This is a genomic window from Roseobacter fucihabitans (assembly GCF_014337925.2).
In the GTDB taxonomy this organism is placed as follows: domain Bacteria; phylum Pseudomonadota; class Alphaproteobacteria; order Rhodobacterales; family Rhodobacteraceae; genus Roseobacter; species Roseobacter fucihabitans.
The window spans coordinates 334,127-351,223 of record NZ_CP143423.1 but is presented as its reverse complement, the minus strand read 5'-3'; the positions used below and the strand labels follow the sequence as shown (position 1 = coordinate 351,223).

Here is a 17,097-nt window from a genome sequence, read left to right as displayed (position 1 = left end):
CTAGACAATAGTGTGACCGGCCAGATCAAGCCGGTGTGCGATTTCAGCGATGTGGCGGGGGCTGACTTCACAGCAACCACCGACGATGGTGGCCCCGAGGCCGACCCATTCCACGACATATCCGGCATAGGCGCGCGGCCCCATGTCACGGCGCGCCTTGAGCGCATCCACGGTGGGTTTGTCCTTCAGAAAATCCTCGGTGATCAGCTCAAAGGCATTTGCATACCCCCCAAAGGGCTTGTTCAGAGCGGCGATGATCGGGAGCGCCTGCGTCACCGCTTCCGGCGCGGAACAGTTGATCAGGACAGCATCCGCATGTGCTGCAATGTCCAGCACCTCTGCCAAGGGTTCGCCAGAGCGCAGGCAGGTGCCATCTGCGTCCGACACGGTCAGCGACAACCAGACGGGCAAATCGGTGCTGCGCGCGCCCGCCATCGCATCCCGCGCATGCGCGACCGAGGCCACGGTCTCAAGGATCAGCAGATCACAGGCCCCCGCCAGCTTCTGTGCAGCCTCGGTGAAAAGCGGCACCGCAACAGCGGAAGCGGGGTGCAGATCGGGGCGATAACTTGCGCGCAACGGTCCAATGGCCCCGGCGATCTTGCCGCTGCCATGTGCTGTGCGGGCGGCCTGCGCCTCTCCCAGCGCCATCTGATAAAGCGCCTCAAACTGCCCGTCGATCCCGGTGCCTTCCAGCCGGTCGTGATGGATGGCGTAGGTGTTGGTCGTGGCGATGGTCGCACCGGCGGCAAAAAAATCTGTATGCACGCCCTGCACCATGCCGGGATGATCAATCATGACCTGCGTTGACCACAGCGGCGTGGGACGATCACCCGCGCGGTGGATCAACTCCTGCCCCATGCCCCCATCGAGCAGCGTGACCCGGCTCATGCGCGCAGCCTCTCATTTTCAGGGTCCCAGAGCGGTTGATCCGGCTGCACGGTGGCCTTGCACCGTTTGCCGTATATCTCCACCTCCACTTCCGTCCCCGCCGCTGTCAGGTCGATCCGCAACATGCCAAGCGCGACCGATTTGTTGATCCTGTGGCCCCAATCGCCCGATGTGACCTCTCCCACCACGCCGCCCTTGTGAAAGAGCGGTGCCATATAAGGCGCATCCTGATCGCCCGCCTCGACCACCAGCGTAACGAACTGCTTTGCGCAGCCCTGCTGCTTTTGCGCGAGCAAGGCGGCCTTGCCGATAAAATCCTGCGGTTTATCAAAACGAATGAACCGCTCCAGCCCCCCTTCCAGCAGCGAATAATCCGAAGAGAGGTCACCTTTCCACGCGCGATACCCTTTTTCGATCCGCATGGAATTCAGCGCGAACATGCCAAAGGGCACCGCCCCCGCATCAACAACGGCCGCGTATATGACCGCCATGTCTGCGGTCTCGGCATGTATTTCCCAGCCCAGTTCACCAGCAAAGGACACGCGCAGCAGAGCCGCCCAAGCCCCCGCGATCTTACTTTCCTGAAAACTGAGCCAGGGCAGGGACAGATCACCAGAGCAGAGTGTGCCAAGCAATGCCCGCGACTGTGGCCCCGTTACAATCAAGGTCGACATGCGATCGCTCCAATCCTCAATCGTAAAGGCGCACTCGGACGGCATGTGCTGCTCAAGCCATTCGCGGTCGTGCCACTGCGCCGATGCCGCTGTGACGAGAATGAACTGATCCTCTGCCTCGCGGGTGACGGACATCTCGGTCACGATCCGTCCGCGTTCATTCGCAAAATACAAAAGCCCCACGCGCCCGATTTTGGGCAGCGCCCCCGCAACCAAGCCGCGCAACCACTCATCCGCGCCCGGTCCCTGAACCTTGAAGCGTGAAAAACCCGGCAAATCCAACACGCCGACGCCATCGCGCACGGCCTCGACCTCTTCCTTTACCCGCGCGGCCCAAGGGCCGTTGCGATCCCATGTTTCTGTTGCCGCCTCAGATGTATCATCACCCGGTTTTGCAAACCAATTGGCGCGCTCCCAGCCGTTATAGGCCCCCATCTGAGCGCCATCCGCCAGCAAGCGCGCGTGGTTCGGCGACAGTTTCTTGTCACGCCCGGCAGGCCATTCGTGATGCGGATAATGCATCGCATATTCATGGCCATAGGTTTCGAGCGCCTTGCTGAGGCAATAGTTGTGATCCGCATAAGCGGTATAGCGGCGCGGATCGACCGCCCACATATCCAACTCGGTGCCGCCGTGCATGATCCACTCAGACAGGCATTTGCCCGCACCACCCCCCTGCGCGATCCCAAAGGTAAAGCTGTGGCCCTCAAAGGCGTTTTTGACGCCCGGCATCGGGCCGACCATCGGCAAACCATCGGGCGCATAAGGAATGGGCCCGTTGATATTGCGCCCGACCCCAGCCGTGCCCAAGGCAGGCACCCGCGCCATGGCGTCCTCGATATAGAACTCCAAGCGCTCCAGATCATCGGGATATAGCTGAAAGGAGAAATCCTCGGGCATCGGATCATCCGGCGTGACCCAATGCGCCTTACAATTGCGCTCATAGGGGCCAAGGTTCAGACCGTTTTTATCCTGCCGCAGGTAGTATGAAATATCCACATCGCGGATGATCGGCAATTTATGCCCCTTTTCGCGGGTCCAGGCGGCCAATTCGGGAATTTCATCGGTCAGGAAATACTGGTGGCTCATCACCACCATCGGCACGGTGCGCCCGCCAAAAGGTTTGAACATCTCGCCCACGCGCTGCGCATAATAGCCCGCGCAATTGGCCACATATTCACACCGGATATCCCCCTTGGCGGTGTGCACGATCCACTCGTCGCCATCGCGTGATACGTTGGTCACGGGACAGAACCGCTCGATCCGCCCCCCCGCATCGCGCGCGCCCTTGGCCAGCGCCTGTGTCAATTGCGCGGGGTCAATATCACCGTCCAGCGGGTCCCAGAGCCCCCCCTCAAGATCATGCGTCTCCATGAAAGGGTTGTGCTCTTTTAACTCCGCAGGTGTGCAGATGCCCATCTCCAGACCTTGGTAGCGCCCCATGGAAGCAACCTTTTCGAACTCCATCATCCGCTCTTTGGAATGCCCCAGACGCAATGAACCCGTGACGTGGTAGTTCATCGGATAATCAACGTCTTTGGCCAGTGTACGGTACATTTCCAGCGAATAGCGCTGCATGTTCATGACCGCCCAGGACCCGGCAAAATTCGGGCAATTCCCCGCCGCGTGCCATGTCGAGCCAGCGGTCAATTCGTTCTTTTCCAGCAAAACGCAGTCTGTCCAGCCCGCCTTTGCCAGATGATAGAGCGTCGAGGTGCCGACCACCCCGCCCCCGATGATGACAACGCGTGCTGTTGTTGGAAAATCCGCCACGTTAAAGCCCCCTATTGGTCATGTTGCGGAGCCTCATCCGCAATGTCATAATAATCGCCCTTGTCAGCGACAAAGATGTGTTTTTCGGTGGTGATCCCGGTTGGCCCGTCCAATGTGCCCGACATCACTGATACCGCGCCTTTGTCATCCACATGCCGCCAGAACAGGGACGCGCCGCAGGTGTTGCAAAACCCGCGCTGCGCACCCGGCGAGGATTGATACCACACAAGTGTGACGTCACTGGTGATGTCCAGTTGCTCAGGGCCGACCTGCGTGGCCGAAACGTAATGCCCGCTATTTTTGCGGCATTGCTGGCAATGGCAGGCCACTGAGTTACGCAGCGCGCCGGTCAATATGTATTGCACCGCACCACACAAGCAGCTTCCCTGATGGTTCATAGTCTCACCGGTGTGGAGGACGCGCCCAACAGAACGCCATAAATGATGAAACAGGCGCTCATGATCCGGCGTACCCATATGTTGAACACGGCACCCAACGCGGCCCGGCCAATGCCAGCCCCCAGGGCGGTAAATCCGGTGTAACTGAGGCCGGTGATGACCAGTGCTGTGGGCATAATCACCCCCATTTGTTCCCAGATCGCCACATTCGGTTGCACGAATTGCGAAAAGGCGGCGAGGTATCCCGCAACGCTCTTTGGGTTGATCGTGGCAATCGCCAGCGCGCGCAAATAGATGGACCTTGCGGGTCGGTCATTGATCACAACCGGTTGCCTGGCCATCAGCCAGCCCCGCAGGCCGAGATAGATCAAGAACCCCGCACCGATCAGTTTAGCGATCCAGAACCCGGTGGGGGAGGCCGCGATCAGGGCTGTAACGCCCAGAGCCGACAGGATCAAAAACAGCGTTGCCTGCGTCAGGATCGCCAATACGCCCACCAGGCTGCGGCGAAAACCGAGCGTCATGCCGTTGGTGATGCAATTGACCGCGTTTGGCCCCGGTGTCGTCACAAAGACCACCCAGAAAAGCGCGAATATGCTCCAGGCTTCAAAACTCATCAATACACCGGCGGCGCGATGACCCAGATCGCCACAGCGGGCGCATCATAGGGGTTGATCCAGCGGAAAGGCTCGCCCCGGATGCGGAAGCTGTCACCGGGGTGGATGGCATGGCGTTTCCCCGCGATTTCCAGATCAAGCCTGCCCTGTAGCAGATACCCGACCTCCTGCGTTGGGCGCATGACGGGCTCGGTGATCTCGCTTTGGGGCGCAAAGGTCGAATGCACCATTTCGAAGTCATCCGTGAGATCGGGAGACAGCAATTCCTCGACCAGCCCTGCGACCGATGATCCGATGGGGCGCCGGGCCGTTCTGCGCACGATATACCCGGCCTCTGATGCGGGTGCGGCGGAGTGGCGGAACAGCATCGACACGGACACATCCAACGCAGCGGCAATATGGCGCAAATCCGTGATCGACGGTTCGGATTTGTCACGCTCGACCTGGCTGAGCCAGCCGACCGAGCGCCCCAATCTGGCCGCCAGATCGCTGAGCGTGAGCCCACGCGACTTGCGCAGCGCCCGAAGGTCGGCACCAAGTGTATGAGGTTGCGCTGGAAGACTGTGATGCATGATCTCGTGAAATTTGTGGCGTTTTTTTTCATACTGACGTGAGTCGGTGAAAAAATCTAGTAAATTTTCATGCGCGCAGCATAAGCGAGACGACACCACGCGCGCGGATCATCGGGTAACGGCGGGATCGGGATCAAACGTGCTGAAACACCGATGCCAGAATGGCGCTCAGCTCCCGCTCATCCTCGGGCGTGAAAGCATCCGGGAGGTCACTGTCGAGATCAAAGACACCAATCAATGCACCAGCACCGTCCCAGACCGGCAACACCAGTTCTGATTTCGTGGAGGATGCACAGGCGATATGCCCCTCAAAACTGTTCACATCCGCGACCCGTTGCGCGTTGCCCGTGCGCGCCGCTGCACCGCAAACCCCGCGCGAAAAAGGTATCGTCAAACAGCCATGCCCGCCCTGGTACGGGCCGATCTTGAGCAGTTCCGGTTCGGTCACACGGTAAAACCCGGTCCAGGCAAACCGGTCATCGCAATGGTGTACTTCGCAAGCAATCGTTGCCATGAGCGCCACGTGATCCGTTTCACCTTTTGTCAGCGCGTGGATCGATTTTGACAGGGTTTCGTAATCAACTCTCATGGGCGCTCGATCGCTATTGCGGTGCCTTCACCACCACCGATACAAATGGCTGCAACACCCCGCTTTACGTCGCGTTTTTCCATGGCGTTCAACAAGGTGACAATAATGCGCGCGCCCGAGGCGCCAATCGGGTGGCCCAAAGCACAAGCCCCCCCATTGACGTTCACGATGTCATGCGAAATCCCCATTTCCCGCATGAAAGCAAGCGGCACGACGGCAAATGCCTCATTCACCTCCCACAGGTCCACCGACCCCTTGTCCCAGCCAATCCGGTCCAGCAGCTTTTGCGCGGCAGGCACGGGCGCAGTGGTAAAAAGTCCGGGGGCCTGGGCATGGCTTGCATGGCCGACAACGACCGCGCGTATCGCCAAACCCTGCTTCTGGGCCGCCACGTCGGAAGCAAGGACAAGGGCCGCCGCGCCATCCGAAATGGAGGAGGAATTTGCCGCCGTGACCGTGCCTCCCTCGCGAAACGCGGGTTTCAAATGAGGGATTTTATCGGGGCGCGCCCTGCCTGGCTGCTCATCCTCACAGATCACACGCACACCGTTGCGCGAGGCCTGCGACACGGGCGCAACCTCATGCTCGAAAGCACCGGATTTCTGTGCATCCAAGGCCCGCGAGAGGGACGCAAGCGCGTAGCTGTCCTGCACCTCGCGGGTAAATTGGAAATGTTCCGCGCAATCTTCGGCGAATGTACCCATCAAGCGCCCCTTGTCATAGGCGTCTTCGAGACCATCCAGAAACATATGATCAACCACCTGCGCATGTCCCAGCCGCGCACCCTGCCGCATTTTGGGCAGGATATAGGGCGCATTCGTCATGCTCTCCATGCCGCCCGCGATCATGACCTGGGTTTGCCCCAAGGCGATCTGATCATGCCCGATCATTGCCGTTTTCATCCCGGAACCGCACATTTTGTTCAATGTCGTGGCGGGGATTTCCTCGCCCAGACCGGCTTTGAAACTGGCCTGGCGCGCAGGTGCCTGCCCCTGACCTGCGGGCAGAACACAGCCCATGAGAATTTCTTCGATGACGGCGGGCCCTGCTTGCTCCAGCGCAGCCCGGATGGCGACGCCGCCCAAATCAGAGGCCTCCAGCATGCTGAACTCACCCTGAAACCCTCCCATAGGGGTGCGCGCGGCACCCGCTATCACGACACGATGCATATGGTGATCTCCCCGATCTCTAATGGTTTCGTAAGGTTTGAGCATTAGAGACATTCAAAACATCTCATGAGGCGACTCTATGCGAATCTCAACGAAAACAGAAGATGCGCTTCGTATTGTATCAATCCATGAACAACGGATTGATGCCGCAGTTGCGCTTGAATTCAAAGATACCATGCGGGTTGAAACGGAGGGCGGAACGGAAACCGTCGTGCTCGACCTGAGCATGGTTGAATTTATCGATTCAAGCGGTCTTGGCGCGATCGTTGCCGCCATGAAATACCTCGGGACAGAACGCAAGATGGCGCTGGCCGGTCTCACGCCGACCGTTGCACGGGTCTTTCAACTGACGCGGATGGACAGTGTTTTCAGTGTTTTCTCGACCGTCGATGGTGCGCGCGCAGAGTTGCAGCACTAACGATCCCGCAGGAAGGACGACCAAAATGGCACTTCTTCCCGCTTTCGAGTTCTCGGTTCAAAGCAGTGAAATGGCCGTTCGAGAGGCGTTGCGCAAATTTCTCAATGCGCTTGACCCTTTAAACCTTGATGAGGAAGCGGCGGGTACGGTAGAATTGGTTCTTGCCGAAGCGCTGAACAATATCGTGGAACATGCCTATCCACAGCAGGAGTCCTGCGGGCCCATCGCGTTGTCCTGCAACCATCTGGCCGATGGGCTTCATGTTCGGATCGTGGACGAAGGCAAAGAAATGCCCGGCGGTGCTGAACCTTCTGGCAATCAGGCTTCGCTTGATGTGGACCACGGCGACCTTCCCGAAGGCGGGTTCGGTTGGTTCCTGATCCATGATTTGGCGAAAGACGTTAAATACCAACGCATCGGGGTCAAAAACCAACTCTCGATCCGCCTGGCCGTTGGCTTGGCCCCCGCAAGAAAACATTAACACCTTGTTCTATTTTGCCTTTTTCTCTCCATAAAATTCCTCATAAGTGCCACATTTAGGTCATAATTTGGCCCCTGTGATCGCGTATCCATAAACCGTAGCTTAATAGCTTCCCTCGATGCTGCGTCTAATAGCCCCCACCCAGTGCGCAGTATCGAGGAACTCCCTCTCCCAAAATCTACATCGTATCGCCATGGACATTGAAGCACGGGCCAGTAATGTGCGGCAAAGCAGCTTGCATAAGGGTCTGATCATGCGCGATTTTCATTTCCCCGGACGATCCCCCGTTCTGGCCACGAACGGAATGTGTGCGACCTCGCATCCGCTGGGCGCGAAAACCGCCATCGATATTCTGGAACGCGGCGGCAACGCGATAGACGCGGCGATCGCCGGGGCGCTGGTCCTGGGCATCTGCGAACCGCAAATGACCGGTATTGGCGGTGACTGCTTTGTGCTCTGGCACACAGGCGACGGCGAAATCAAAGCGATGAACGGCTCTGGGCGCGCGCCTCGCGCTCTGGACGCCGAAGACCTCCGCGCGGCGGGCGAGACAACCGTCCCCATTCAAAGCGCCCATTCGGTTAGCATTCCAGCCGCCATTGATGCCTTTTGCCACTTATCTGAAAACGTTGGAAAATTAGGGCTGGATGCCCTGCTGTCGCCCGCGATCAAGGCTGCCGAAATGGGCGTGCCTGTGGCACCTCGTGTGGCTTTCGACTGGGCTCGGGATGCGTCCGTTCTACAGGGCGGGGCCCTGGATTTTTATCTGGTGAACGGCACCGTCCCCCAAGCGGGGCAAATTTTCCGTGCCAAAGGCCAGGCCGAAGTGTTGCGTCGCATGGCACAATACGGGCGGGATGCGTTTTACACCGGTGAGATCGCCGAGGACATGGTGAACACCCTGAACGCTCTGGGCGGGCGGCATACCCTGGAAGACTTCATTCAAACGGCCTGTACGGCGAGCACCCCCATTTCAGGTGCCTATAAGGACATTGAGGTTGTGGAACACCCCCCGAACGGACATGGGGCAACCGCGCTTTTGATGATGAACATCCTGTCTCAATTCGACGTGGCCGCAATGGATCCGCTGGGATCAGAGCGCACCCATCTGGAAGCTGAAGCCGCCAAGCTCGCCTATGATACCCGCAACAGGATTCTGGGGGACGCCGATTACACCACGCGGCTTCAACATATGCTCGACATGGATACCGCAAAGGCCCTTGCCGCGCTGATCGACCCGAAAAAAGCCATGGCGAATGCGACCACCATTTCGGAAAACGTGCATAAAGACACGATTTACATCACGACCGTTGATCGCGACGGGATGGCCGTCTCGCTGATTTACTCCATCTTCAATGGATTTGGATCAGGAATCGCGTCAGAGAAATTCGGCATCTTATTCCAAAACAGAGGCTCCGGTTTTACCCTGGAAAAGGGCCATCCGAACGAGTTGAAAGGCGGCAAGCGCCCAATGCACACCATCATACCGGGCATGATCCGCAAAAACGGAAAAGTCATCATGCCCTTTGGCGTCATGGGCGGAGCCTATCAGCCCGCCGGTCACGCGCGTTTTGCGTCCAACATCACTGATTTTGACATGGACCCGCAGACGGCCATTGATGCACCACGTGCTTTTTCAGACAGCGGCGACATGAAGGTCGAGCGCGGCTTCTCAGATCAGGTTCGCCGGGATCTCAGTGATCTGGGCCATAACGTCAGTCTTCCAGAGACACCGATTGGCGGCGCGCAAGCGATTCTGATCCGCGATGATGGTGTGTTAGAAGGCGCAAGTGATCCGCGCAAAGATGGCTGCGCTTTGGGCTATTAAGCCCATCAGGCGACACCCGACACCGCCCTAATTCAATTGAAAGTGGAGCGGATATGCACCATCGCTGAACGGGCCGAAGAGGTCCGGGATATCGGGGTGATCTACCGGCTCTCCGGAATAATCCACCACGAGGTTTTGTTCGGATACGTAAGCGACGTAGTAGCTCTGATCGTTTTCAGCAAGCAGGTGATAGTAAGGTTGATCTTTAACCGGCCGGCTCTCTTCGGGAATCGCCTCATACCATTCTTCGGTATTTGCAAATTCCGGATCGACGTCAAAAATAACACCCCGAAAAGGGTGCTTTTTGTGACGGACCACTTGGCCCAAATGATATTTCGCACGTGTTCTCAACATTGACATTAAACCCCATATCGCTCGATTTTAGCCCCTTCAAGCGGTATTTGTCCAATCACAGCAAGCCATTTAATAGAAACAGTTTGTGGTGAAGGCGCAGACAGTCGATCTTTTGACCAAAATTGCCGTAAATTACGGGGCCTATCGAGGAACCGCCCACTGGCCTGGGGCGTCAGGAAAAGAAAAGTGATTTGCCGAGTGCTGGCGCAGGTTGCTTTCTGCGATGGCACCATTGGCGATTGCACTGGGCCCACGCACCCAAAAACCGGGATTTTCAGGACCGTTTCGGGATAGCTTGAAAGTGTCGGCGCACCTTGAAAGGTGACGGCCTTCCGAATTATGCATCACCTCCGGCTCTCTGTTGAGCCACCTTTATAGGGTGCGCGACGCTTTCGCAGGGAAATACCGAAGACGTCATTGATATTGGCAGCCCAGCATGGGCGATGGCAACGGCACTTTGATTGGTAGCTCAGCAGGCAATATCTTCGGTACAGGTGCAAGAAATGATGTGCGCACCGTAAGCGTTGCATCTGCGGCCCAATTGGGGGTCTTCTCGCATAAACTCACAAGGCCTATATTGGCGGTACGCCAATACGAAAACAGCAAAGTAAGCGATTCTGGCGAAAACTATCTGTCGATCGCGACGACTGACGCCGCATTACCGTTTTTCGAAAGCGAACGTTGAAAGTCAGCGCAACATTTCAATTTATGCTTCAAGTGACCGAACTATGAACTCGGCCATACTATCCCACATTGCCATAAGATGCTTATCGGAAAGAGCAAAGTCTGGAGAGTGAACATACCGGTTCAGAGTGTCAGCAGAAACAAGTTGATCCATCTGTCCGAATTTTTTCGTCGCGTCGAACTGTTTCTTATCGATTTTCCCATCGTCATGCAGGTGTTGCCCAATCTTTTTGACTTTCAAAGCAAGCTTGTCATTCGGGTGCGCATCGGTTGATCGACGGGTAATATGGTTATCGACTGAAATCTCCAGGAGCACTCGAAACAGAACAGATATCGCATTGCGATGCTTGTTCAGATCAAGTTTGAACTGTAGCTCTTCCCAAATTTCATGGTGCCGCTGCAGCCGTCCGGGCCATATGATACCAAATTCTTTTTGTGGTATCAGTGTTGTTCTAGTCGTGGGCTTTGGCGCGGGGCTAGTTGTCGGAGAAGGTTTCGGTGGTGGTTTTGGTGCGGGCGACACTGGGGGTGATCCTGGCGCTATCGCCAATCCGGCTCTAGGTAGAATACCCTCAGCTCCGAGTTGATCCAAATATGTCGTCTTTCCATCAATGTCCCACAAATCTCCTAAAACGACCTTTCTACTGGCCAAATCTTCCGCAACGCGCGCCAACGCTGAGAGGACCGTGTCTTCATCGTGCGTATAAACGAACTTTTTCTTCCTAACGCTGAAACCGAGCCTATTTCTGAAACCCTCAGCAGAAAGCAGTCGGTTCATAGTTGAGCGCGGTATTTGACGGGTCTTGGGAAGTAAATTGACTTTTGCAAGCCGCTTCTCAATTTCATCTACAACGTTGAACCCGCCGCCCTGTCCTGTCCGTTGAACAAAGTTGTCTTTCATTCGGTCATCCCAGTTGGACTGACCGACACCGTTTTGAGAGCCTGTAATCTAGCGAGGCTCCAGGCAAACTTTGGTAGCGCTGATGGTGCATGGTACCGGCGGGGAGAATTTGAAGTTTATTGCGGAACGAAATTTGGTCCCACGGCGAAACTTTACGCCATTATCGATCAGCTAGATGCGAGCCGAATTCTCGAGTATTCACCCAAGACTCTGCTATTCAATGGTTATTCTCTAATTGCATCCGGCTATGCAGAAAAAACAGATTTTGTTCACGACGCGGAGGGAATGGCTGCATTTGAAGCGGAATGGATCCGACTTATTGGCCGGAGGGGCATACCCCTAAGTTTCGACGATCGCCGTGCTGAACTTACAACCGCATTTTCCGAACTTGGCAATCGTATTGAAGGTCTGAGGGCGTCCCAAAGAACATGGGTCACCAAGTAGAGCCTGTTTAATGGCCTGGACATGAACGCCCCCATTGGGGCGATAGTGACGTACATACGCTTCGTGTCACACGACGGTGCTGGTTACCTGTATTCTCTTCGACCGAACCTACCAAAGTGGACCTGTCAGTTGTTTTTGCGGATAATCATCGGCTATGATTGCTGTCGGGGCTAATTCAACTCGCGACGATGTTCGACATCCGCCCAATGCTTGTTAATCGGCAGCTTTTTAGCCCGTCGTGCGATGTCATCATAGGTGACTGGCATAAATTCCCAAACATCAACACTAACATTCACCGAGTTTCGAGAGCCGCGCCAGTTGTTGTGAACATGTCCGAAGAGCTGCAAGGCTTCGCGCCTTGCGTGGTTCCACGTAATCATTGGATAATGGCAGAGGGTGTTTCGCTGTTTCTTGGGCCCATCTGACACCTCCTTCAAATGAGAAACTGACGCCCAACCCAATGCTTGTGTAAGATCACTATCGTGATTGCCGACTATCAAGTGCTGTCGAGCACCTGGCAGTTGACCGAAGATTTGGTGAAGGTAGTCCTTGTCTTTGGCCGGGGCGCCAAATGCAAAATCCCCAATGATCCAGAGATCGTCCTCAGGTTTCACAACCCTCCACATATTCTCTAGCAGGACACCATCCATGTGTGACGCCGACTTGAAGGGGCGATCACAAAACCGCATTACGTTTTCATGCCCGAAGTGGGTGTCCGCCGTATACCAATGTCCCATTGCTCAAACGATGCCTTTATTGTTGTATTTTCATACATTGCTCGTTGACTTAAACCGTCAATGGTTTCCGCACATTGCGAGCTGTAACGCGTTTCCAATCAAGCCCCTCAAATAGGGCCTCAAATTGTGACTTGTTCATGTTGATGATCCCGTCTTGCATGCGCGGCCATTCAAACCCTTTCCCTTCGATTCGCTTGTAAGTCATAACAAGACCGGTACCGTCCCATACGATGAGCTTAAGCCGATCGGCGCGCTTCGAACGAAAAATGAAGATTGCTCCACTGAATGGGTCCAGTTCGAACTCATTTTGGACAATGGCTGCAAGGCCATCCATGCCTTTTCGAAAATCAACCGGTTTGGCAGCTACATAAAACTTAAAGTTGCCCGCCGGAGAAATCATGGCGCGGTATCAAAGGCGCGAAGCAACTGGATCAGAGGGTCGTTGCGATTGGACTTTGTCGTCGGGAACTTTAATTTCGGCAAAAACAGGTGTGGGTTTTTCTGTCGACTCGTTCTGCTTAGTCGCGATGCGACCAGCCTTTTTCTTCCACTTGTAAGCCGTTGTGTCGCAAACGCGGCAGGTTCTCTGCACTTCTCCGATCGTAAGTTTACCTGATCTCATGCGTTGGACCATTTCGCGTTTGAATTTTGTAGGCCACAATCGGCGACCGTCTTTCCCAACGGGGATGGAATAGCCGAATGCGTGGAAGACGTTCTGAATTTTCTGATCACTTGCGAGTGCACCTAGTGTTTGAGAGTTCATGATGCCTGTATCCTTTTGGATGCATCATAGACGTCTAGGCGGCTTCAAGTCAGGCGTGATTTCAGGCCCCAGATGCAACGCTTACTGCGCACCTGTGGTGCGGGCTTTGATATATTTGCGTTCACGCTTGGAGACGGTGTCGATATTATCACGAACTATGGTGATGGCATTGATCGCATTCTATTGAGCAAAACAGCGCTCAACTTCGCTGATTTGACAATTGCCAACTTCAATGGTGGTGCGATCATCAATTATGGCACAGGCGACCCCGCCCCAACCATCGGGTTGGAGCGGGGTCAAGTCAATCAGCGGTCCAGCGCGCCCACTCCGGAAAAGCGGAAAGCCTCTATTTCAAGCGCGTCAATTTCTTCCGCGCTCATTTCATCGTGTGCGATGGTGATGCGGCCAAGGAAGACGAACGGTAACTCTGCCGCGCGATCCTCAAGGTGGAACTTGATGGCCTCTGCCGTGGCAGCACCCACATCATCGCCCATGCGCATCGGCGTGGCGTCCAATTCACCGCGCCGGATCGCATCAAGTTCCAGCCCCGTTCCGCCCCAACCGGTTGAAAACACTTCCTTCTCTGCGCCCACGGCGATCTGTGCCTCAACAGACCCCATCGCCATCGCCGTATTGGCGTTATGGATGACCTTTGCCTCTGGATAGGCCTGCAAAATCAGGCTCGTCCCTTCAAAACCACCCTCACGTTGGTATTCACCGTAATGTTCGTAAACCGCGTTCCAATTGCCTTTTTCGGCCACGCAATCCTTGAAATCGCCCGAACGCTGGTTGTCCGTGATCCCCGGAATGCCCCGGTTCATCGCATAGGTCACATCATTGCCCAGGCGTTCCAGCATATAATCGCACATCTTGAGCGCGCCAAATGCGGATGAGAAATCAAACCAATTCGCAGGTTGATTTTCCAGATAGGTCAACGGTGTGTGGAACGCCCAGACGAAGGTTGTCAGGTCCGGATTGCCCGCCAGTTTATCGATATTATCAGCCTGCGTGGCCAATTCGGACGGCCCGAAGATCACGAAGTCATAAAGATCCGCGTCCTGCTCCACTTGCGAGGCATAGGTTGCTTGTAGCGAATGTTCGATCTGGCGCGATGCGAATTCGGTGGTTTCATAGGCGATCCCGAGCTGATCCAAACGTTTGACCAGCGCCAGATAGTTACGCGCCCAAAAATCCGATGTATCCGCCGAAGGGTAGATCAGCGCGATCTGGATCGGGTTTTCCAAGCTGCCCTTGAAGGGGACGGCCTCAGCCCCGACGACCGCCTGCAAGGCCTCCAGCGCGCCTTCCGCGTTCACCTGTTCAGGCACCCAATAATCACGCTCACCGTCATCCGGCAGCGTCTTGAGCGGCAAATGCCCGTCGGCAAATGCCATACTCCCGGCCAGCAAGGCCGCCGCGCAGGTCGCAAAGGTTATATAGGTTTTCATCATGATACCTCCCATGGTGATGAAAGGGAATTACCCCCGTGGTTTATTCAATCAGGCCGGAACAGGGCCACCCGTCAGCGCGCCAAGCGCCAACAGCACAAGGATCGCCACGCAAAGCCCGACAGCCAGCATCCCGACTTTTCGATTATCCGGATTGGCCATGGCCGCAGCAAAGCCGCCCGTGCCGTCGCGGTCTTTCTTTTGCAGCCAGGTGTAGATCGCCACCGACAGGATGATCACGACACCGGAGGCGACCGATTGCCAGAAAAATTCGATCCGCAGGGTGACCAGAGCGTTGATCATCATCGAGAGCAGCAAAACACCCGCCAGCGAGCCGATCATCGAGGCGCGTCCGCCAAAGAGGGACGTCCCACCCACGACCACCGCCGCAATGACATGCAGGTTGAAATAGGGGGCAGATGTCGCCTGCACCGCGTTGAGTTTGCCGGTCAAGAGCAGCCCGCCCAGAGCCGCCATGGCCCCCATCAGCACATAGGCATAGACGCGGTGACGATCCACGCTGATCCCGGTCATGGCAGAGGCCTCGGGGTTGGAGCCGATGGCAATGGTGTAGCGGCCAAAATGCGTGGCGCGCAGCAGGAAATAGCCCCCGATGAGCGTCACCAAGCCAATCACCACAGGTGTTGGCAGGAATTGCAGCGTCTGACCCCGCCCGATTTCGGTAATCAGATCCGGAAAGCGCGCGAGCACGAGGCCCTTTGCCAGCACCAGCGCAAAACCGCGATAGACCAGATCCATAGCCAGCGTCCCGATCAGATCCGGTACACGGAACACGGTGATCACGAGGCCGTTAATCAGGCCCATACCCGCCCCGAGCAGCAAACAGATGATGACCGCAACCCAGGCCGGGAAGTCATATTGCTTGATCAGAAACGCCATCATGATCGCGGAAAGCGCCGCCACCGAGCCGATGGACAAATCAATGCCGCGCTGCGTGATCACGAAGGTCATCGCCATCGCCATCGGCATATAGAGCGCAGCGTCCAGCAGGATCTGGTTGATGTTGGACATGCGGAAATAGCGCGCCGGTTCCACAGCGCCCATAAAAAGCGCGATCATGGCGATCATCGCCATCGGGCCAAGGATGCCCATATAGGGTTCGATCCGGGAGGCAAAGCTTGTGGGTGTGGCTGTGTCGCTCATGCTGCGGCCCCTCCGTGGGTCAGGTTGGCGCCGGTGATCAGGCCCAGAACTTCTTCGGTGGTGGTATCGGCCGTGCGCACAACGCCCGCACATTCGCCCCGTCGCATCACGTGAATGCGGTCCGAAATTTCAAAGACATCGTCCAGCGCGTGGCTGATCACGATCACGGCTAGGCCTTGCCCTTTGAGGACCTCGATCAGTTTCAGCGTACGCGCGGTTTCCTGCGGACCAAGGGCCGCGGTCGGCTCGTCCATCACCAGCACGCGCAGGTCATCGTGACGCACAGCGCGCGCGATTGCGACCGCCTGACGCTGCCCCCCCGACAGGCTTTCAGTGAGCACATCCATGCTCTTGAGTTGCACGCCCAAACGGTCTTTGAGCACCGCCGTGGCCTGCTCGGTCATGGCGCGATTGTCCAGAATCGGCACGCCCAGCACGCGTTTGGTCAGTTCAGAACCCAAAAAGAGGTTTTGCGCGGGCGTCAGGTGATCGGCAATTGCAAGGTTCTGATAAACCGCGTCAATACCGTTGCTGATCGCGTCGGCATGGCTGGACATGACCAGCGGCTTGCCATCGAAAACCATGTGCCCATCGGTCGGCTGATAGACCCCGGTCAACACCTTGATCAGCGTCGATTTCCCGGCACCATTGTCACCGACGATTGCGAGCACTTCACCGGCATAGGCCGACAGATCGACATTGCGCAGCGCCGTGACGCCGCCAAAGCGTTTGGTAATCCCGTGCATTTCGATGATCGGCAGGGGCTCAGACATCGCCAGTCTCCTCAAGCGCATTTGACATGCGTTTTGGGAAGCGAATATGGACGGGCAAGTTTACAGCCAGTTTCGCGCGGTGCAGGACCCACTCTCTCATTGTTTTATTTCGCCTCCCCCAGGCACCGGATTTTGAGTTACCGGTAACGTACCCGTAGCATTTGTCGTTTCGCCCAAGCTGTCAAGATGTTTGTGAGGGGCGTTTCAAACGCAGAGTTTATTGGGCATCTCCGGTGATGCGCGCTTAAAAAGGGCGGCATATGAGGATTCGCCGCGCGGGCTTTTCCTGCGCTCTTCTCACGTTGGAAACAGGCCGTGACGTCCACACCAGCCGTTTTTGCCGCACCGGGAGGTCGTAGCACGCGCAACCAGCCTCCACATGGCATGGATCGCAACCCCAAAGGGTGGTGCAGGTCTGT

Annotated in this window: 19 protein-coding genes; 4 read left to right on the top strand and 15 right to left on the bottom strand. The window is 56.4% G+C overall.

Features of this window, described 5'->3' with window-relative positions; translation table 11 throughout:
- The 7 genes from ROLI_RS01730 to ROLI_RS01700 form a co-directional block, all read right to left on the bottom strand.
- Positions 1-891: a homocysteine S-methyltransferase family protein gene (locus tag ROLI_RS01730; protein ID WP_187428211.1), complete on the bottom strand. Its 891-nt coding sequence runs from the start codon at positions 889-891 to the stop codon at positions 1-3.
- Entirely contained in the window at positions 888-3,338 is a 2,451-nt protein-coding gene (locus ROLI_RS01725) for an FAD-dependent oxidoreductase (RefSeq protein WP_187428210.1), read from the bottom strand. The genes ROLI_RS01730 and ROLI_RS01725 overlap by 4 nt, the downstream gene beginning before the upstream one ends.
- 11 nt (positions 3,339-3,349) lie before the next feature.
- Positions 3,350-3,736 carry a GFA family protein gene (locus ROLI_RS01720; protein WP_187428209.1) on the bottom strand — a complete coding sequence of 129 codons (387 nt, stop codon included), beginning with the start codon at positions 3,734-3,736 and terminating at the stop codon, positions 3,350-3,352.
- The gene (locus ROLI_RS01715; protein WP_187428208.1) at positions 3,733-4,353 is read right to left on the bottom strand and encodes a LysE family translocator; all 621 of its coding nucleotides are present in this window, start codon (positions 4,351-4,353) and stop codon (positions 3,733-3,735) included. Before ROLI_RS01715 ends, ROLI_RS01720 begins: the two co-directional genes overlap by 4 nt.
- Positions 4,353-4,925: a helix-turn-helix domain-containing protein gene (locus ROLI_RS01710; protein ID WP_187428207.1), complete on the bottom strand. Its 573-nt coding sequence runs from the start codon at positions 4,923-4,925 to the stop codon at positions 4,353-4,355. Before ROLI_RS01710 ends, ROLI_RS01715 begins: the two co-directional genes overlap by 1 nt.
- Positions 4,926-5,058: 133 nt before the next feature.
- A complete protein-coding gene (locus ROLI_RS01705) occupies positions 5,059-5,514 on the bottom strand; it encodes a GAF domain-containing protein (RefSeq protein ID WP_187428206.1) in 456 nt (151 codons plus the stop codon).
- Positions 5,511-6,683, bottom strand: a complete 1,173-nt coding sequence (locus tag ROLI_RS01700) for an acetyl-CoA C-acyltransferase (protein ID WP_187428205.1) — start codon at positions 6,681-6,683, stop codon at positions 5,511-5,513. The genes ROLI_RS01705 and ROLI_RS01700 overlap by 4 nt, the downstream gene beginning before the upstream one ends.
- Before the next feature lie 79 nt (positions 6,684-6,762).
- Between ROLI_RS01700 and ROLI_RS01695 the strand changes: the two genes are divergently transcribed.
- From ROLI_RS01695 to ROLI_RS01685, 3 genes are all read left to right on the top strand, one after another.
- A complete protein-coding gene (locus ROLI_RS01695; RefSeq protein WP_187428204.1) occupies positions 6,763-7,101 on the top strand; it encodes an STAS domain-containing protein in 339 nt (112 codons plus the stop codon).
- A 25-nt stretch (positions 7,102-7,126) separates the two neighbouring features.
- Complete coding sequence (locus ROLI_RS01690) at positions 7,127-7,582, top strand: ATP-binding protein (protein ID WP_187428203.1); 456 nt, start codon at positions 7,127-7,129, stop codon at positions 7,580-7,582.
- 253 nt (positions 7,583-7,835) lie between these two features.
- Positions 7,836-9,410: a gamma-glutamyltransferase family protein gene (locus ROLI_RS01685; protein ID WP_187428349.1), complete on the top strand. Its 1,575-nt coding sequence runs from the start codon at positions 7,836-7,838 to the stop codon at positions 9,408-9,410.
- 27 nt (positions 9,411-9,437) lie between these two features.
- Here ROLI_RS01685 and hspQ read toward each other — a convergent pair whose 3' ends face one another.
- A complete protein-coding gene (gene hspQ, locus ROLI_RS01680) occupies positions 9,438-9,764 on the bottom strand; it encodes a heat shock protein HspQ (RefSeq protein ID WP_187428202.1) in 327 nt (108 codons plus the stop codon).
- 436 nt (positions 9,765-10,200) lie between these two features.
- On the opposite strand from hspQ, the gene ROLI_RS01675 reads away from it, so the two are divergent.
- Positions 10,201-10,449, top strand: a complete 249-nt coding sequence (locus ROLI_RS01675; RefSeq protein WP_187428201.1) for a hypothetical protein — start codon at positions 10,201-10,203, stop codon at positions 10,447-10,449.
- A 21-nt stretch (positions 10,450-10,470) separates the two neighbouring features.
- Here ROLI_RS01675 and ROLI_RS01670 read toward each other — a convergent pair whose 3' ends face one another.
- The 7 genes from ROLI_RS01670 to ROLI_RS01640 all read right to left on the bottom strand — a co-directional run bounded on the left by ROLI_RS01670 (position 10,471) and on the right by ROLI_RS01640 (position 16,678).
- The gene (locus tag ROLI_RS01670; protein WP_222869338.1) at positions 10,471-11,349 is read right to left on the bottom strand and encodes a hypothetical protein; all 879 of its coding nucleotides are present in this window, start codon (positions 11,347-11,349) and stop codon (positions 10,471-10,473) included.
- Between the two features lie 614 nt (positions 11,350-11,963).
- Entirely contained in the window at positions 11,964-12,443 is a 480-nt protein-coding gene (locus tag ROLI_RS01665) for a metallophosphoesterase (RefSeq protein ID WP_262386357.1), read from the bottom strand.
- Positions 12,444-12,579: 136 nt separating this feature from the next.
- Positions 12,580-12,930: an IS66 family insertion sequence element accessory protein TnpB gene (gene tnpB, locus ROLI_RS01660; protein ID WP_187428198.1), complete on the bottom strand. Its 351-nt coding sequence runs from the start codon at positions 12,928-12,930 to the stop codon at positions 12,580-12,582.
- Positions 12,931-12,939: 9 nt separating this feature from the next.
- Positions 12,940-13,293, bottom strand: coding sequence for a transposase (locus ROLI_RS01655; RefSeq protein WP_187428197.1), 354 nt, complete (start codon positions 13,291-13,293; stop codon positions 12,940-12,942).
- 305 nt (positions 13,294-13,598) lie between these two features.
- On the bottom strand, positions 13,599-14,741 hold the full coding sequence (locus tag ROLI_RS01650; RefSeq protein WP_187428347.1) for a substrate-binding domain-containing protein: 1,143 nt from the start codon (positions 14,739-14,741) through the stop codon (positions 13,599-13,601).
- A gap of 51 nt (positions 14,742-14,792) precedes the next feature.
- The gene (locus ROLI_RS01645) at positions 14,793-15,905 is read right to left on the bottom strand and encodes an ABC transporter permease (RefSeq protein WP_187428196.1); all 1,113 of its coding nucleotides are present in this window, start codon (positions 15,903-15,905) and stop codon (positions 14,793-14,795) included.
- Positions 15,902-16,678 carry an ATP-binding cassette domain-containing protein gene (locus tag ROLI_RS01640; protein WP_187428195.1) on the bottom strand — a complete coding sequence of 259 codons (777 nt, stop codon included), beginning with the start codon at positions 16,676-16,678 and terminating at the stop codon, positions 15,902-15,904. Before ROLI_RS01640 ends, ROLI_RS01645 begins: the two co-directional genes overlap by 4 nt.
- Positions 16,679-17,097 lie beyond the last annotated feature (419 nt).

Excerpts from the sequence above, each read along its gene's own strand:
- ROLI_RS01730 (WP_187428211.1), bottom strand. The coding sequence starts at position 891 with ATGAGCCGGGTCACGCTGCTCGATGGGGGCATGGGGCAGGAGTTGATC.
- ROLI_RS01720 (WP_187428209.1), bottom strand. The coding sequence starts at position 3,736 with ATGAACCATCAGGGAAGCTGCTTGTGTGGTGCGGTGCAATACATATTG.
- ROLI_RS01715 (WP_187428208.1), bottom strand. The coding sequence starts at position 4,353 with ATGAGTTTTGAAGCCTGGAGCATATTCGCGCTTTTCTGGGTGGTCTTT.
- ROLI_RS01710 (WP_187428207.1), bottom strand. The coding sequence starts at position 4,925 with ATGCATCACAGTCTTCCAGCGCAACCTCATACACTTGGTGCCGACCTT.
- ROLI_RS01705 (WP_187428206.1), bottom strand. The coding sequence starts at position 5,514 with ATGAGAGTTGATTACGAAACCCTGTCAAAATCGATCCACGCGCTGACA.
- ROLI_RS01700 (WP_187428205.1), bottom strand. The coding sequence starts at position 6,683 with ATGCATCGTGTCGTGATAGCGGGTGCCGCGCGCACCCCTATGGGAGGG.
- ROLI_RS01695 (WP_187428204.1), top strand. The coding sequence starts at position 6,763 with ATGCGAATCTCAACGAAAACAGAAGATGCGCTTCGTATTGTATCAATC.
- ROLI_RS01690 (WP_187428203.1), top strand. The coding sequence starts at position 7,127 with ATGGCACTTCTTCCCGCTTTCGAGTTCTCGGTTCAAAGCAGTGAAATG.
- ROLI_RS01685 (WP_187428349.1), top strand. The coding sequence starts at position 7,836 with ATGCGCGATTTTCATTTCCCCGGACGATCCCCCGTTCTGGCCACGAAC.
- hspQ (WP_187428202.1), bottom strand. The coding sequence starts at position 9,764 with ATGTTGAGAACACGTGCGAAATATCATTTGGGCCAAGTGGTCCGTCAC.
- ROLI_RS01675 (WP_187428201.1), top strand. The coding sequence starts at position 10,201 with ATGGGCGATGGCAACGGCACTTTGATTGGTAGCTCAGCAGGCAATATC.
- ROLI_RS01670 (WP_222869338.1), bottom strand. The coding sequence starts at position 11,349 with ATGAAAGACAACTTTGTTCAACGGACAGGACAGGGCGGCGGGTTCAAC.
- ROLI_RS01665 (WP_262386357.1), bottom strand. The coding sequence starts at position 12,443 with ATGGATGGTGTCCTGCTAGAGAATATGTGGAGGGTTGTGAAACCTGAG.
- tnpB (WP_187428198.1), bottom strand. The coding sequence starts at position 12,930 with ATGATTTCTCCGGCGGGCAACTTTAAGTTTTATGTAGCTGCCAAACCG.
- ROLI_RS01655 (WP_187428197.1), bottom strand. The coding sequence starts at position 13,293 with ATGAACTCTCAAACACTAGGTGCACTCGCAAGTGATCAGAAAATTCAG.
- ROLI_RS01650 (WP_187428347.1), bottom strand. The coding sequence starts at position 14,741 with ATGAAAACCTATATAACCTTTGCGACCTGCGCGGCGGCCTTGCTGGCC.
- ROLI_RS01645 (WP_187428196.1), bottom strand. The coding sequence starts at position 15,905 with ATGAGCGACACAGCCACACCCACAAGCTTTGCCTCCCGGATCGAACCC.
- ROLI_RS01640 (WP_187428195.1), bottom strand. The coding sequence starts at position 16,678 with ATGTCTGAGCCCCTGCCGATCATCGAAATGCACGGGATTACCAAACGC.